20 protein-coding genes are annotated in these 13,033 nt (G+C 43.1%); 4 read left to right on the top strand and 16 right to left on the bottom strand.

Annotated features, from left to right (window positions below):
- The 7 genes from KB557_RS05170 to KB557_RS05200 all read right to left on the bottom strand — a co-directional run.
- Positions 1–445: methyltransferase domain-containing protein (locus KB557_RS05170; RefSeq protein WP_255131945.1), on the bottom strand; the 445-nt coding region annotated here is incomplete at its 3' end.
- The gene (locus KB557_RS05175; protein ID WP_255131947.1) at positions 442–2,046 is read right to left on the bottom strand and encodes an ATP-dependent DNA ligase; all 1,605 of its coding nucleotides are present in this window, start codon (positions 2,044–2,046) and stop codon (positions 442–444) included. The genes KB557_RS05175 and KB557_RS05170, both read right to left, overlap by 4 nt.
- A gap of 3 nt (positions 2,047–2,049) precedes the next feature.
- Positions 2,050–3,045, bottom strand: coding sequence for a ligase-associated DNA damage response exonuclease (locus KB557_RS05180; protein ID WP_255131950.1), 996 nt, complete (start codon positions 3,043–3,045; stop codon positions 2,050–2,052).
- 49 nt (positions 3,046–3,094) lie between these two features.
- The gene (sepF, locus tag KB557_RS05185) at positions 3,095–3,382 is read right to left on the bottom strand and encodes a cell division protein SepF (protein WP_255131952.1); all 288 of its coding nucleotides are present in this window, start codon (positions 3,380–3,382) and stop codon (positions 3,095–3,097) included.
- Between the two features lie 114 nt (positions 3,383–3,496).
- The gene (locus tag KB557_RS05190; protein ID WP_255131954.1) at positions 3,497–3,862 is read right to left on the bottom strand and encodes an AbrB family transcriptional regulator; all 366 of its coding nucleotides are present in this window, start codon (positions 3,860–3,862) and stop codon (positions 3,497–3,499) included.
- A 139-nt stretch (positions 3,863–4,001) separates the two neighbouring features.
- Positions 4,002–4,217 (bottom strand): chlorophyll a/b-binding protein, encoded by a 216-nt coding sequence (locus tag KB557_RS05195; protein ID WP_255131955.1) that lies wholly within the window; start codon positions 4,215–4,217, stop codon positions 4,002–4,004.
- A gap of 38 nt (positions 4,218–4,255) precedes the next feature.
- Positions 4,256–4,399 carry a chlorophyll a/b-binding protein gene (locus KB557_RS05200; RefSeq protein WP_094555642.1) on the bottom strand — a complete coding sequence of 48 codons (144 nt, stop codon included), beginning with the start codon at positions 4,397–4,399 and terminating at the stop codon, positions 4,256–4,258.
- A gap of 2 nt (positions 4,400–4,401) precedes the next feature.
- Between KB557_RS05200 and KB557_RS05205 the strand changes: the two genes are divergently transcribed.
- A complete protein-coding gene (locus tag KB557_RS05205) occupies positions 4,402–4,761 on the top strand; it encodes a hypothetical protein (protein ID WP_255131956.1) in 360 nt (119 codons plus the stop codon).
- 72 nt (positions 4,762–4,833) lie between these two features.
- Here the strand turns inward: KB557_RS05205 and KB557_RS05210 are convergent, their stop codons facing one another.
- The 7 genes from KB557_RS05210 to KB557_RS05240 all read right to left on the bottom strand — a co-directional run bounded on the left by KB557_RS05210 (position 4,834) and on the right by KB557_RS05240 (position 11,034).
- Entirely contained in the window at positions 4,834–5,169 is a 336-nt protein-coding gene (locus KB557_RS05210; RefSeq protein ID WP_255131957.1) for a hypothetical protein, read from the bottom strand.
- Between the two features lie 30 nt (positions 5,170–5,199).
- On the bottom strand, positions 5,200–5,946 hold the full coding sequence (locus tag KB557_RS05215) for a fatty acid desaturase (RefSeq protein ID WP_315856194.1): 747 nt from the start codon (positions 5,944–5,946) through the stop codon (positions 5,200–5,202).
- Positions 5,936–6,889: an orange carotenoid-binding protein gene (locus KB557_RS05220; RefSeq protein WP_255131961.1), complete on the bottom strand. Its 954-nt coding sequence runs from the start codon at positions 6,887–6,889 to the stop codon at positions 5,936–5,938. Before KB557_RS05220 ends, KB557_RS05215 begins: the two co-directional genes overlap by 11 nt.
- A 332-nt stretch (positions 6,890–7,221) precedes the next feature.
- The gene (locus tag KB557_RS05225) at positions 7,222–7,989 is read right to left on the bottom strand and encodes a methyltransferase domain-containing protein (protein ID WP_255131963.1); all 768 of its coding nucleotides are present in this window, start codon (positions 7,987–7,989) and stop codon (positions 7,222–7,224) included.
- A gap of 43 nt (positions 7,990–8,032) precedes the next feature.
- Positions 8,033–9,115 carry an alanine/ornithine racemase family PLP-dependent enzyme gene (locus KB557_RS05230; protein ID WP_255131965.1) on the bottom strand — a complete coding sequence of 361 codons (1,083 nt, stop codon included), beginning with the start codon at positions 9,113–9,115 and terminating at the stop codon, positions 8,033–8,035.
- Positions 9,112–10,254: a DUF1611 domain-containing protein gene (locus tag KB557_RS05235; protein ID WP_255131967.1), complete on the bottom strand. Its 1,143-nt coding sequence runs from the start codon at positions 10,252–10,254 to the stop codon at positions 9,112–9,114. The genes KB557_RS05230 and KB557_RS05235 overlap by 4 nt, the downstream gene beginning before the upstream one ends.
- A 105-nt stretch (positions 10,255–10,359) precedes the next feature.
- Positions 10,360–11,034: a class I SAM-dependent methyltransferase gene (locus KB557_RS05240; RefSeq protein WP_255131970.1), complete on the bottom strand. Its 675-nt coding sequence runs from the start codon at positions 11,032–11,034 to the stop codon at positions 10,360–10,362.
- Between the two features lie 82 nt (positions 11,035–11,116).
- Between KB557_RS05240 and KB557_RS05245 the strand changes: the two genes are divergently transcribed.
- On the top strand, positions 11,117–11,578 hold the full coding sequence (locus tag KB557_RS05245; protein WP_255131973.1) for a hypothetical protein: 462 nt from the start codon (positions 11,117–11,119) through the stop codon (positions 11,576–11,578).
- Here the strand turns inward: KB557_RS05245 and KB557_RS05250 are convergent, their stop codons facing one another.
- Positions 11,579–11,794, bottom strand: a complete 216-nt coding sequence (locus KB557_RS05250; RefSeq protein ID WP_255131976.1) for a Nif11-like leader peptide family natural product precursor — start codon at positions 11,792–11,794, stop codon at positions 11,579–11,581.
- A gap of 45 nt (positions 11,795–11,839) precedes the next feature.
- Here KB557_RS05250 and KB557_RS05255 point away from each other — a divergent pair, with 45 nt between their 5' ends.
- A complete protein-coding gene (locus tag KB557_RS05255) occupies positions 11,840–11,989 on the top strand; it encodes a hypothetical protein (RefSeq protein ID WP_255131978.1) in 150 nt (49 codons plus the stop codon).
- Between the two features lie 140 nt (positions 11,990–12,129).
- Complete coding sequence (locus KB557_RS05260) at positions 12,130–12,399, top strand: DUF1499 domain-containing protein (protein WP_315856195.1); 270 nt, start codon at positions 12,130–12,132, stop codon at positions 12,397–12,399.
- On the opposite strand, the gene KB557_RS05265 is transcribed toward KB557_RS05260, so the two are convergent.
- On the bottom strand, positions 12,389–12,958 hold the full coding sequence (locus KB557_RS05265; protein ID WP_255131983.1) for a pyridoxamine 5'-phosphate oxidase family protein: 570 nt from the start codon (positions 12,956–12,958) through the stop codon (positions 12,389–12,391). The genes KB557_RS05260 and KB557_RS05265 overlap by 11 nt on opposite strands.
- Positions 12,959–13,033 lie beyond the last annotated feature (75 nt).

Below are 13,033 nucleotides of genomic sequence, written 5' to 3' on the forward strand. Positions count from 1 at the left end.
CTGCATCGGCGTTATTGAGGTGATGCAGGAATAGCGAACAGAACACCACATCAAAATCCTTTTCTTGATCTGATGCCTCTAGCGCATCGGCGCAAAAAAATTCCAATTCCACCCCACGGCGTAGTGAATTTGCCTTTGCGATTTCAATAGCCTCAGGATTTATATCGCATGCGTGCAGTTTTATTGCTAACCCCTTACGCCTGGCATGTAATGCAAGATCGATTGCGGTATCACCGCCGCCGCAGGCAAGTTCAAGAATCTGCAGGGGCTTGTTTTCTTTTTCTCTTGCCAGTTTTTCAATGGGAGCAAGCAAACTTGCAGATGTGCCGCTGATGAAATTGATGCGGCGTAATCCAGCTAAGGCACGGGCATGTTCATCGCGATCTAGCCCCGGTTGATCCATGAATTCGGGCTGTCGATCGCGCTTAGCAAGACTGTTTTTCATGCCAATAAAGCTAAAGCTGTTTTCAAACTGTCGGCCTCGCTTGCAATTTTGTCTTTGCGCCAGCGCTTGATGCGAGGGAAACGCACAGCAATTCCGCTTTTATGCCTTGTTGAGCGCTGCAATCCCTCGAAGGCCAGCTCAAATACTTGTAATGGCTCCACTACTCGCACAGGTCCGAAACGTTCGGTGGTGTGGCTGCGTATCCAACGATCCAGGCTTATTATTTCAGCATCATCAAGGCCTGAATAAGCTTTGGCAAAACTCACTAATTTGCCTTCAGGATCCCAAAGCCCAAAGGTGTAATCAGTAAATAAATTGGCGCGGCGACCACTGCCAGCTTGGGCGTAGATCAAAACCGCATCAAGGTTGTAGGGGTCGCGTTTGTGCTTCCACCAGTAACCGCGTTTGCGGCCTGTGAGGTATGGCGATTCCAAATTTTTTAGCATCACCCCTTCAGCAGCAACTGTTTCTGCCTTTTGGCGCAGGGGTTCCAGCTGTTCCCAGCTATCAAGTGGTAAACGAGGTGAAAGGCGCAGGCAACTTGTTGCCGTTGGTTTTATTAGGGCCTCAAGGGCATTGCGGCGTTGGCTTAGAGGTTGAGAACGGATGTCGTGGCCATTTAGTTCAAGAAGGTCGTAGACCACATAACTGGCTGGTAATTCAGCAAGAAGTTTGCGGTTTGGCTCCTTGCGACCCAAACGTTTTTGGAGCAACGCAAAGGGACCTGGCAGCTCAGCCTCTGGGGGCCAAATCAAAATTTCACCATCGAGAACTATGCCATCGGCAAGATTCGCTGCGGCGGCTACCAAATCAGGAAAGGAGTTGTTAATTAATTCTTCGCCGCGGCTCCATAAAAAAACCTGATTTGCACGATGTATTAATTGAGCACGGATGCCATCAAATTTCCACTCAATTAACCAGTTGTTAGGGGGATTTGGTAATGGGATTTCAGGATCTTTAATCTCTAGTGGTGATGCAAGGAAAAATGGATAAGGACGGCTTGGAACTGATTCAGCTGTAGTTGCTGGCGCTACTAGGGCGATGTAGTTAGCGGCAGTTGCCTTGAAACCTCCCATAAGCCTGTGTTGCAACAATGCCTCATCAAGTCCGGTTAGTTGCGCTAAGGCGCGTACCACCAGCCCCGGCCCCACTCCCACCCGTAGAGCGCCGGTGAGCAGTTTGTTTGCCACCAATAATTCCGCTTGATTCAGGCCGTTCCAAAGTTGGCGCACAGCGGCAGCTTGTTCTTGATCTTTTAGTTTTGCTGCGTTGGGTAAGAGCTGTTCAAGCCAATAGTGCAAGGGTTGCCTTGTGCATGTTCCTGCCTGTTGCCACAACAACGAAATTGTTTCAGCTGAATCCCCCACCTGGGCGTAGCAATCGTTTAACAACCATTCCGGCAGTTGGGATTGATCAACACATATTTGCAAGAGGCGGCGCCCAGTAATTAAGCGCTTACCTTGCTTGCCGAGAAGTACATGTAAAGCCCATGCCGCATCTTCTGGTTTGCTTTCGCTTAAGTATTTGAGAAGCGCTGCCACTTTGGCATTGTTGCCGCTGCTTGTATCAAAGGCGTTGTAGAGGGCTGCAAACCTGTGCATGGTTCAGCTGAAATCAGCATTTAGTGGTTCCGCGCTGATTCCTTCCACCTCTTTTAAGTAGCGGGCTAAGCCATCACTGTTGCCATGAGTTACGAAAACTTGCTGAGCTTTGCTTTCTTTAACGCTACTAATCAGGCCGGGCCAGTCGGCGTGATCGCTCATCACAAACCCCCTTTCATAACCTTTGCGGCGGCGAGCACCCCGCACTGCCATCCATCCACTCACAAATGCTGTTTGGGGAAATTTAAAGCGCTTCATCCACACCGAACGGTGAGCAGAAGGCGGCGCGATTATTAAGCGGCCGGCCAAGCTATCCCCTTTATTCACCATGCTCAACGCTTTTGTTGGAGGCATAGAAACACCTGCGCAGCGGTAAGCAGGCATTAATGCTTCCACAGCTCCGTGCAACAAAACCTCATCACTTACGCCGATAGCAGCAAGTTCCGCTAGTAAACGTTGGGCTTTACCAAAGGCATAAGCAAACAGAATTGATGAATGATCTGCGCTGCTGCGCCACCACTCCAAAATTTGCTGGGCTATTTCAGCACCACTTTGCCAGCGATAGATCGGTAAACCAAAAGTTGCTTCAGTAATGAATACATCAGCTTGCACTGGTTTAAAAGGTGTGCAGCTTGGATCGGCGCATCGCTTGTAATCGCCGCTTACCAGCCAGCTTTCAGCTCCTGCTTCCACCCGAATTTGGGCACTTCCGAGTACGTGGCCTGCAGGGTGAAATGAAACTTGAGCAGCACCGATATTTAGCGGCTGTTCATAAGAAACTGCATTTAATTTGATTGCAGCACCAAGGCGTTTTCGCAGGATCATTTCACTGGAACCAATAGCCCAATATTCGCCGCAGCCTGGGCGGGCATGATCTGCATGGGCATGGGTTATCAATGCTCGCGATACAGGCCTATAAGGATCAATCCAGGCTTCTGCCGCTCTGCAATAAAGCCCCTGGGGAGTTAGTTGAAGCAGGCTGCCAGGAGGCAGGGCCATAACGGTTGCTTAACAGCTGAGGTGAGCTTTTTTAAAGCCTCAGATAACTCTATTGGCGATCAACTTCAACAGCTGAATCCATGCGGCTCACCTGCACTTGGTGTGGCGTGAATAAAAAGCTGTTCTCTCCAAGCCGTTCAGCATTGCCATCTATGGCATCAACTGCCCCAGCAACAAAATCGAGCAGCCTTTGAGCTGCAGCGGCATCCATTTGCTCAGTGTCTACTACAACGCTTTTGTGTTGTTTTACGGCGCTGGCGGCAGTTAAGGCATCCGCGTGCTGATGGCAGCGCAGGATCAGCACCTGGGATGGGAGAAAAACAAATTCAGATTCCATCAGATTATTAAAACCCTAAATGCCATCCCATTAAATTTTTCTAGTAAAAAAGCCGCTTTCCAGAAATGGAAAACGGCCAGTTGCTAAGAATTCAAGGCTGAAACAGCTTGAAAATCAATCTTCTTCGTCTTCGCTAGTGCCAGCTGGAATTAGACGAATCTGCTTACGACCAAGCTTGATATCAAAATCGTCGCCTGGCTTGAGATTCAACATGGCTGTGTAGGCCTTGCCGATCAAAAGATTGCCGTTGCCTTGAACAGTAGCTACGTAGCTAAGTTTACGGCCGCCTTTGCCAACAAGACTGCCATCTCCAAGATTTACGCCCTTAGCTTCCAACAAAGCTTCGTAAAAAGCTGTGAAATTCAAACGATCAGAACCGTCCTTTTTCTTGCTTACATATCCGCAAGATTTAACTAGGGCAGATTTAGAGCCGTCGCCGAACTCTTTAACAGCTGCCAGCAGTTCAGAACCAGTGAGCATGAACCTTTCAAACGAGTTACCCCATTAACCTATCACTAAAGGGAGCATCTGCAAGGGTTAAATGCTTCTGGAACAGCTACTAGTTAGAAAATGGAACTGGTTTCGCTGATATTGTTGTTTGCATCGGGCTACTTGGTTATCAGAAGCAGAAGGGTAAAAACTGTGTACGACAGGCGGCATAGCCATCAACAAGGGCACCAAGGCCAATTTGATGCACAATTCCGTAACCTGTGAGGCCTTCAGTAATGATGCCGATCACGATACCGAGCATCGCAGCGCGGCCATTAAATAGTTCTACGCGTTTGAGCTGTTCCAATTGGATCAGCTGCTCTTTAGAAATTTGGCTGTTGGACATTGTTCTGAAGATGGATGTGGTTTGTAGAAAAGTGAGAATCAGCCCAAACCGATTTGGGAAAGAATGCTCTGACCGGTGAGTAATTCAGTTGCAAGGCCGATTACAAAACCAAGCATTGCCATACGGCCATTCCATGTTTCCGCAAATGCAACGAAACCGAAGCGGGAGGTTGAATCAGCCATGAATGTTGAGAAATGTTTCGCAAATCTTAGGGGATTATTACGGGTTTGTAAAGAAACCCGTGGCAACTGCCGCCGCTCAACGCCAACTATTGATTTTTTTGATCAATTTCTGGTGCCAGGGCGTTATGTCTGTTAACGGAGTGGGAGTTATGTTGATTGTTTGGTTTAGTTCTGATCTCAAGCGACGCAATACGGGAATCAGGAGCAGCGTAGTTAACAAGCTAAAAAACAAAAGATATGGCATTAACGAAATCAAGCCAATCGAAAGACCAATTCCACCCAAAATTTTCAAGCCCCTTGCCAGCCAAGATTTATCTACTTGCCCTGGAAGAAATGGCGTCATACAATTAGTACTTAAATAATATTAAAATAACATACTCCCTATAAACGAAAAATTTATCCAAGAAATTCAAAACTTTGTTTTTACAAAAGGATTAGAATCTAGCCATTGCTGTGATTTTGGATAATTTATCAATCCCTAAACCGTCAAGCTCATCAATACTTAATAGGTCATCTTTTACAAGTCTCGCGAAAACAAAGAGAATGCCTTCAGGGCGGAAATCAAAGCTACCTTCAATTGTGTGCCTTTGGATGCTTAAAAAATCGTGCAGTTCCCATATTGTTTCAGCACTGCTTAGAGCCTCGGATTTCGCCCTTACAGAAGCTGCTAGCTGATCGATAGAACGTGTGTAGGCCCGATCAAAAGCAGTGCGCGCGATACCCTGCTCAATTTCTGTCCAGCCATCCAGCACGGTGTCGACCATATTCATGAATTAATTTAGGAAATTATAATTGAACGCCTATCCGATCGCGAGTAACCGAGACCGTTTGCGGGCTGCCGGCAGCTCAAACCAAGTAAGAGTTGGATGATCATGATGTTCTTGATGGTAACCAAAGTGGTAACAGGCTAACAATGAAAGCCAAACCGGCAGATCAATGCTTCTGGTATGCGTTTCTAGATTTAAATGAAGTTTTCTATGGGGCAAATAAGTGCCAAATATAAAAAGCTGGAAGGAACTTAATAGCAGAGGAATAATGCAAAATAATAATATGTTATATATTGAAGAAGGGCCAAGAGATATAGCCAGAAGGCACCAAATGCTTATCAAAGCAAGCATTTGCGAAGTACCAAGGTAACCAACCATAAACTGTTTATACCAGCTCAAAAGTCCGTCTGAAGGAGAGCTAGGGAAATCGGGGTCAGCAGAGCCAGTGGGGTTGTGGTGGTGCCTTTGGTGCATTAAAAAAAGTTGATCATATGAAAGCGCTGCATAACAAAACAACATAATTCTACCGATTAAATCATTCCAAAAAATACTTTTCTTAAATAAAACCCTATGCATAGCATCGTGGGATATTATAAAAATACCAGTATTCAATTGAACTCTAACAAGTAATAAAATAAACGAAAGGTAAGGGAATTCAAAGATACTAATCTTCAAACATACAACTGCTGAAGTTAGCCATAAAAATATTATTAATAATGAAATTAATAAGCTTTTGTATGAATTGAAATTCAAACTGTTATAAATTAAATTAACGAGCAAATTTCAGTAATTCAGCAGGGGAGGCAAGCAGGTCGATAGCCACAAAGTAGATCTTACCGTCTGGATTAAGCAGGAAACGCCATGCAACATTCATACCAACTCCGGCGCCAAACCAAGGAGTTTGAACTGTACCGGTTATCTTGATGCGTGTAAAACCGTCATCTGCTGGTTCAGTTAAACCACGCTCTGGTAGTAGTTTAAGATTTTGACAATCCTCTTTGAAAAATCTCAAAACATTGTCAGCACCAACTATAGGCTTTTTAAATGGAGGCTGCAAAGCACCATCTTCTAAAAAGAGTTGGATTAAGTTGTCAAAATCATTTGCATTTAAAAGCTCCATATAACTTGTAACTGTTAAATTATCAACACCTTCAATAGAGATTTTTTGACGATCCTGAACAGGTGTTGGAGGAGTGACAGGTTCGCTCACAACTTGTGAACCAGCCTTCTTGGGATCAAATCCCATATCAACAACAAAATTACGCAATAGTGTAATTTGTTGACCGCTACTTACAGACTTTACTGAACTCAATACAGCTAGAGCGTTACCGGAAAGTTGATAACCATCAGGAATTGGCGCAACTGTTCCCTCTGCCATCCATTCACCAAGTGTGTACCAAAAACCCAATTTAATATTTACAGACCAACTTGAATATGTGCGATTGATTGAAGTATCTGAGCGATTAGCCAAATCACACATAGCCTTACTTTGTGCAGTAAAGTTCATGGCTTTTATATCGGCTAGCGTACGCTCTGCAAATTGCATACTTGCAGCACCTAGTGCAGCAACTGTAATGGTTTTACCCATTTCCAGGTATGCATACCAGATCAAAGCGAGTTGGTCTTCAGCGCTTAGCAGTTCAAATCTTGCCGTTATGGCAGGAACTACGTCTGCAGTTAGAGTTTCAGGAAAAATTTGAGAAGCTCTTTCAATCGTGAACATGCGAAAGCAGCCTTGTTAAGGATTGTTTCATTATTGTAGCATGGTAGGGGCGCTGGCGGCTGATCTCTCAATAAATAGTTGCTTTTTCTAGCTGCGTGTGATCATGTATGGATTTTGCAAATAATATTTTTATGAGATAAAATGTTTATTTTCGGAAAATCTAATTTATTTAGAATTTTTCTTGAGCTTTTGTTGAGGCGCAGAAAACTTTTCGCCGCAAAATGGAAAATTTTACGCAAATACTACAGATTTGCGAGTAGATTTTTAAGTTTTATATCTAGATATACTTAATACTTCTGGCCAAGATTGATCATTGATAAATGATCATATCGTTAGAGAGTGAGTTGATTTTTGTGCAATTGATATGTTGTAGAGCAAAAATTAATACCTTTTAGCATTGCTGCTATTTCATTGTCTTCAATAATTATTGGTTTTTGGGTAATTAGTTGTGGTTCATGAAACCCCATTTTTTGGCTTAAGGCAATAAATTCATCTGTGTAAAATGCTCCACTAAGACATTCCCCATACAGCACTGGATGGTTGCGTAGTTCAAGAGGAATTGGCGTATCGGCATAAATATCTGCAAAATAAAATCTTCCATCATTTTTTAATAAATTTCTTACTCCTTCTAAAACTGCTGATTTATCCATAGACAAGTTGAGCACACAATTACTAACGATTAGATCAAAACTCTGTGGTTGCAAACCAAGATCAGCTAAGTTTTCGATTCTTCCCTCTATAAAGCTAACGTTGGAATAACCAAATAAGTCTGAATGGTATTGAATATAATTTCGTGAAATTGATAATTGCTCTGAAGTTATATCTACCCCAACAACTTCTCCAGAAGGGCCCACCAATTGCGCCAGGAGATACGCGTCTCTTCCCGCACCGCTACCAAGATCAAGAACTTTAAAGCCATTTATGTGTTCTGGGCACACAAGACCGCAACCGTAGTAGCGATTACAAATCTCGGGATGAACCTTCGCTAATAATGGCTTAAGCCATGCTGGCACCGCATTTGCATCACAGCAAGCGCTTGTTTTCAAATCAGCGCTGCTTTGGAGCGATTGGCCGTAATAGGCTTTTACTAGTTCATCCATTTTTTGCCAGAAAACTATCGTTTTATTATATTACCTGATCAGTTTAACTAACAAAACACTTAGCTATATATGGCGAGGTCATAGCGCGCAATAAGGCGCTGTAATTCAGGCTAAATCGCTGTTCATATCCAACATTTAAGGTATTTTGTGAGCTCGAAACTACTAGATAATCGCTCGATGCTCCTTTTATTTCAATCCCATCAGCTTTTAATCCGCTTGGGTCGATATCCTGCTCACCAATTGCAAATAAAATACGCGATTCATAAATTTTATTTTGTTTTGCATTAAATTTTTTATTCTGTTCACTTGGAGCATCGCTAAAACTAGTTTGATATTGTATTCCCCATGGAGTTGTTGGTTTTAGCTTTGTTTCTATAACCTCTGCAACAAGAGTTATAGCATCTGTATATAAACCTTTTATTTTAGTTCTTGTTAATGGTTCCCGGCCAAGCAGCAAAGCTTCACCAATACGAAGGTGATTAAGGCGATCCGGCTTTCCGCCCGCTGCAAGCCAAGGCAGATTTGCAGAATTCCCCCCCGAGCACCACTCCATTTTTATTTTAAAATCTGCTTCTATATTATTCATTATTGATGATAATTCATTCATATTTTTTTGATCAGGTGCCACGCCATTTTGACACCCTAAATTTGCACCAATTCCGATTAATTCTAAATTTGGTAATTTCAATACCTGCTTTATTACTTCGTTAAGATCTTCTGGAAGTATCCCTTCACGCAGATCACCTAATTCCACCATTAAAAGCACGCCGTGGCGCAGGTTTTGTTTTGCTGCTGCCGCAGCTAGCGCAGTTAATACAGTTAATTCACTGTTGCAACTGATGCTTGCATGTGAAACCACCTGATCAACCTGACTAAGCATAGGTATACGGGTAAGTAAGGTGCGTACTCGGTTATTTACTTTATTTAGAGATTCTATATTTTCAATTCTTGATTCGCCAATTGAATGTATTCCCGCATTTACCCATATATTTATTATTTCTGGCATTGCCATTGTTGCTTTGCTCACACCTGTAATTGAAATACCCTGCAAAGCAAGATTTTCTAATAACTCTTTTGCATTGTGCTGAAGTTGTTTGAGTTTGATTTCTAACCTTGGAGCTTTCAAAAGTTGTTACTTAAACAACCATGCAGTTCAGGAAACGCTTTTAGCACCATCGCAACTAGTGCTTCAGGCGCACGGCTTACCGCATCTGTAACCGGTATTTTATATTCAGCCTCGTAGCTCGAAATAACTAAACTAACCTCATTATCATCCATTTCTTCATGATTTATTGTTATGCCAATAACTGCTGTCTCCGCAAATGCCTCTATCAGTTTGATTTCTGATTCGGGAGTTGGCATTGCCATGAATGGGAAATCACTTAAATTTTTGCGTTTTGGCGCATGTTGAAGTACCACTGCATGGGGTTTGCTACCACGAAGTATGAATCCAGATGAAAGATATGCAGGATGGCTCAATGCACCTTGGCCTTCAATTATGATAACTTTTGGTTTTTCGGCGTTATAGGCTTTAACAATGGCAGCTTCCACCTCGCCTGAACAAAATTGTGAAGGAATTGCATCGAGTGCTATTCCGTAGCGTCCACCTTGCATTAATCCTGTTTGGCCTGTGCTAATTAATACAGTTGGTATTCCTTTTTGATTAAGTGCTTGCACCATTAATGTTGCAGTTGTTCTTTTGCCGATAGCCCCATCTGTGCCAAGGATTGCAATTCTTATACAATTAACAGTATCAATTGATCCATTGAAAAGGCGTAGGTCTTTTAATTCCGGTGGACGTCGTACATCCTTAATTATTGCATTATGGCTAGCTGCCATTAGTGCAAACTCTGCTTCATCCGATAAAAATTCTCTCATACCACTAATTATATTAAGGCCTGCACTTAATGCATCAAGAATAACTGATCGATCTCCAATACTATATAAACCATTTGCAGGGGCCATTCCATAAATAAAATTGTTTGCTTTGCAACCTTTTAAATTGATTGCTTCAGTAAGATTCGCTACTATGGGGATACTATTTTTAATACCATTTAGAACCATTCCCGAATCTAACCCTGCAGATTCGCTATCAATTACAGCTTTAATTTCAAATTCATCAGATTGCCTTAATAGGCCATGAGCTGTTTTGCCATCTAGGGATTTGAAATTTCCTTCGCAGTATATATATGCAACTTGAGGCCGTTCTTTGATTTCTAAACTTTTTAATGAACTTGTGCGGTTTGCTTGGATCGTTAATGTCAAATTATCCAGGCCTTTATTTTAGCTAAAAAAAATTTTTTGCTAAAATTTGGGTTCAGGGCACAGAGGTGGCCGCTGCAAGGCGTGTATCGATTTATACTAGTTGGTTTATTTATTTTTTGTTGCTCGAGCAATAATCGATAGAAATGGGTCGCCATTGCCACCAAATAAACCAAGCAGACCTTCAGCTAGTGAGTTTTTGTTAATAATTTGCTCAACAATCCAGCCTTGATTGCTTAGGATTTTGGAAATACCAAATAAGCGTTCAGAATCATTTGCATCTAGCCATGCTCTTGGTGCTTTTGTTGAAAACATCCGATTTGAAAAACTAACAATAATAATTCCTCCAGGGCTCGTAATTCTTAATAATTCGGAACTTACTGCTTCTGGATATTGTAAATATTGCCATCCAGCCACTATTAAAACTGCATCAACTAAATTGCTTTCAATTGGAAGCTTTTGATTACTATTTAAATTTTGAACCCAGTGTTTATTGAGATGTGGATTTGCTTCTAATTCTTGTTTGTTTAAGCCGTGCCCAATTACTTGCTTAAACTTAACGTTTGATGGTAGATGGCTAACCCAGCTGCTCATTAAATCCAGGACAATTGTATTTGGCTTAAGCTTTTCCTCATAGAGGTTTGTTAACTGCTTGCGGAAGCTCCCATCGAGATGTTGCACAAATCTTGGTTGTGCATAAAACAAACTGTCATCCGTTTCGTCTTGCTTGTGGCGATCGGAGGCGGTTAACACCGTTTTGTAGCTTAAATCTGAGCTGTTCATGCGTTTTGGCTTGAATACCACCATGCTGGTGCTTTGCTGAGTGGAATGCGTGCTTGTTCAACCCTTTCGCAACGCTGAACAGTTGCTGCAACTTGAAATTCAAGCCCGAGCTCAGGGAACTGGTATTCAAGAACAAGACCTGGTTGGTTGCTGGCTTCTTCAACAGGTTTGGGCTAAGGGTAGTAATTCTTTTTCTGTTTTCAATTCCACAGTTTTAAAGGCGATTCGAGCACGCCTTGAAATAGCAATAGTGCTTAAAGAGATTCAGCTATGCAATGTTGTGAATTTGGGCAATTTAGAATTGCGATTTATTGGTAAAGCAAAATTGCAAGGCAAACGTCCGCTTTTATTATTTGAGTTTAACCATATATTAATTAAGGTCGGTAGGTATGTTCTGTTTCAGCGTTTATTGCCTGCACCGATGTCTACTCGTGTAATGCCATTTTTTGCACTGATTACAAGAGATAGCAATGGTTGGCTAGCTGCTAGAGGAAGAGGCGGCGGTTTAGCTTTATGGAAAAAATTCCCTAATGAAGCTGTTTAGCTAATTGTATTCGCCTGGAATATTCTGTTTGTGAACTGTTACGCGGTCGAATTTTTTTCCAGATACTCGTAGTAATTCGTCTCCGGAAAATTCAAATCCCAGTTTCATCGCAATTACGGCTACATCGTCTGCGGTGGCAGCGGAAAGTATTTCTTGTTTGGTTTTCTCGTCGTTCTGAACCCTCTTCAAAAAAGCTTTTAGTTGATCGAGAGACATGGTTTTGCCATAATCAATTCACTAAAGATCCTATGGAAGCAAGCGATGGACCGCCGCCACTGGCTTTTACTAGGGGCTGCCCTTGCCTGCATTGCTGGTTTGTTCCTCTGGATTGGCGAATTGGATCTAGACATGCAGGGCATTCTTAGCCCATCAGCCACTCCGAGTGCCCCCCCTTCTCCAACGAAAAAATGAATATCGTTTTGCATTTTATTTTGGTTCTTGGTCTGAGCTTTTTTCAATTTGTCGGCCCTGAACCTACCGATTTAGGAATTCACAATGCCGAACTTTCTCCATGTGCATCACCTGCTCACTGCGCTCGTGCCAATTGGCAAGTGGCAGAACCTGTTGCAGCGGTGCAGGCTCTACAGCCGTTGCTTGAATTAATGCCTAGAACAAATTTAGTGGATCAAACCGAGGGCTATCTGCATGCAACTGTGAGCAGCGCTTTTTTCGGTTTTGTTGATGATCTTGAGATTTATGCAGATCCGATCCGCGGGCTTGTGCAGGCCCGTTCTGTATCAAGGTTGGGCGATTCAGATCTTGGCGTAAATGCAAAACGGCTTGCAGATGTGAAGCTGCTTCTGCAGGGTGTTACGGGTTGAGTTTTTCTTCTGCCCAATTTTGATTCGCTCGCCATCTCATTCTGTTATGGGGATTTTCACCCAATTGCAGCATTTCCACCTCAGATAACTCAATTCGGATCAGCTCAAAACAGTTGGGAATCGGGCAATTATCTGCAATTTCTTTTGGGAAGCTTGCCGTGGTGTCGAATTTTTCTCCCGGTGGCGGCCAAGCCCATAGGGCTCGAGCTTCCGGTTTGAGTTTCTCCCAGTGCATTTCTCGCGCCTTTTGATTTGTGCCAGCATCGAGCACTATTCGAGTGCCCCTAAGCCTGAACTGACATCTTGCTTTTGGCAGAAGCCAGCAAATTTCGATACCTGGGTTTTTTTGTATTTCATTTATTTTTGAGCTGCGGTTGTCGCTGAGTAATTCCAAGCTTGCTGGGCCGCACCAGCCACGAAAAACTAATGTTCTAACTCTTGCAGTTCCGTCTTCTGCCACCGTTGCCAGCTGCAGCCAGCGGGCTTGGGGCGATCTCCCCTCTTTTTGTTGCGCTGCTCGCAATAGTTGCCGCCAGAATGGGTTGATGATTAACTCCAGCTCAACACTGCTGCTTTTATACGACGGAGGATGTCCATTTTGCCAAGCCTTTGCTGCTCGCGCTGAACTTGTGGG

The organism is Synechococcus sp. Cruz CV12-2-Slac-r (genome assembly GCF_024346075.1).
Lineage (GTDB): Bacteria > Cyanobacteriota > Cyanobacteriia > PCC-6307 > Cyanobiaceae > Synechococcus_D.

Bases quoted from the DNA above. Each gene is read 5' to 3' on its own strand.
- KB557_RS05250 (WP_255131976.1), bottom strand. From the start codon at position 11,794: ATGTCTCTCGATCAACTAAAAGCTTTTTTGAAGAGGGTTCAGAACGAC.
- KB557_RS05205 (WP_255131956.1), top strand. From the start codon at position 4,402: ATGTTGAGAAATGTTTCGCAAATCTTAGGGGATTATTACGGGTTTGTA.
- KB557_RS05190 (WP_255131954.1), bottom strand. From the start codon at position 3,862: ATGCTCACTGGTTCTGAACTGCTGGCAGCTGTTAAAGAGTTCGGCGAC.
- KB557_RS05220 (WP_255131961.1), bottom strand. From the start codon at position 6,889: ATGTTCACGATTGAAAGAGCTTCTCAAATTTTTCCTGAAACTCTAACT.
- KB557_RS05225 (WP_255131963.1), bottom strand. From the start codon at position 7,989: ATGGATGAACTAGTAAAAGCCTATTACGGCCAATCGCTCCAAAGCAGC.
- KB557_RS05195 (WP_255131955.1), bottom strand. From the start codon at position 4,217: ATGTCCAACAGCCAAATTTCTAAAGAGCAGCTGATCCAATTGGAACAG.
- KB557_RS05210 (WP_255131957.1), bottom strand. From the start codon at position 5,169: ATGAATATGGTCGACACCGTGCTGGATGGCTGGACAGAAATTGAGCAG.
- KB557_RS05240 (WP_255131970.1), bottom strand. From the start codon at position 11,034: ATGAACAGCTCAGATTTAAGCTACAAAACGGTGTTAACCGCCTCCGAT.
- KB557_RS05255 (WP_255131978.1), top strand. From the start codon at position 11,840: ATGGACCGCCGCCACTGGCTTTTACTAGGGGCTGCCCTTGCCTGCATT.
- KB557_RS05200 (WP_094555642.1), bottom strand. From the start codon at position 4,399: ATGGCTGATTCAACCTCCCGCTTCGGTTTCGTTGCATTTGCGGAAACA.
- sepF (WP_255131952.1), bottom strand. From the start codon at position 3,382: ATGGAATCTGAATTTGTTTTTCTCCCATCCCAGGTGCTGATCCTGCGC.
- KB557_RS05180 (WP_255131950.1), bottom strand. From the start codon at position 3,045: ATGGCCCTGCCTCCTGGCAGCCTGCTTCAACTAACTCCCCAGGGGCTT.
- KB557_RS05175 (WP_255131947.1), bottom strand. From the start codon at position 2,046: ATGCACAGGTTTGCAGCCCTCTACAACGCCTTTGATACAAGCAGCGGC.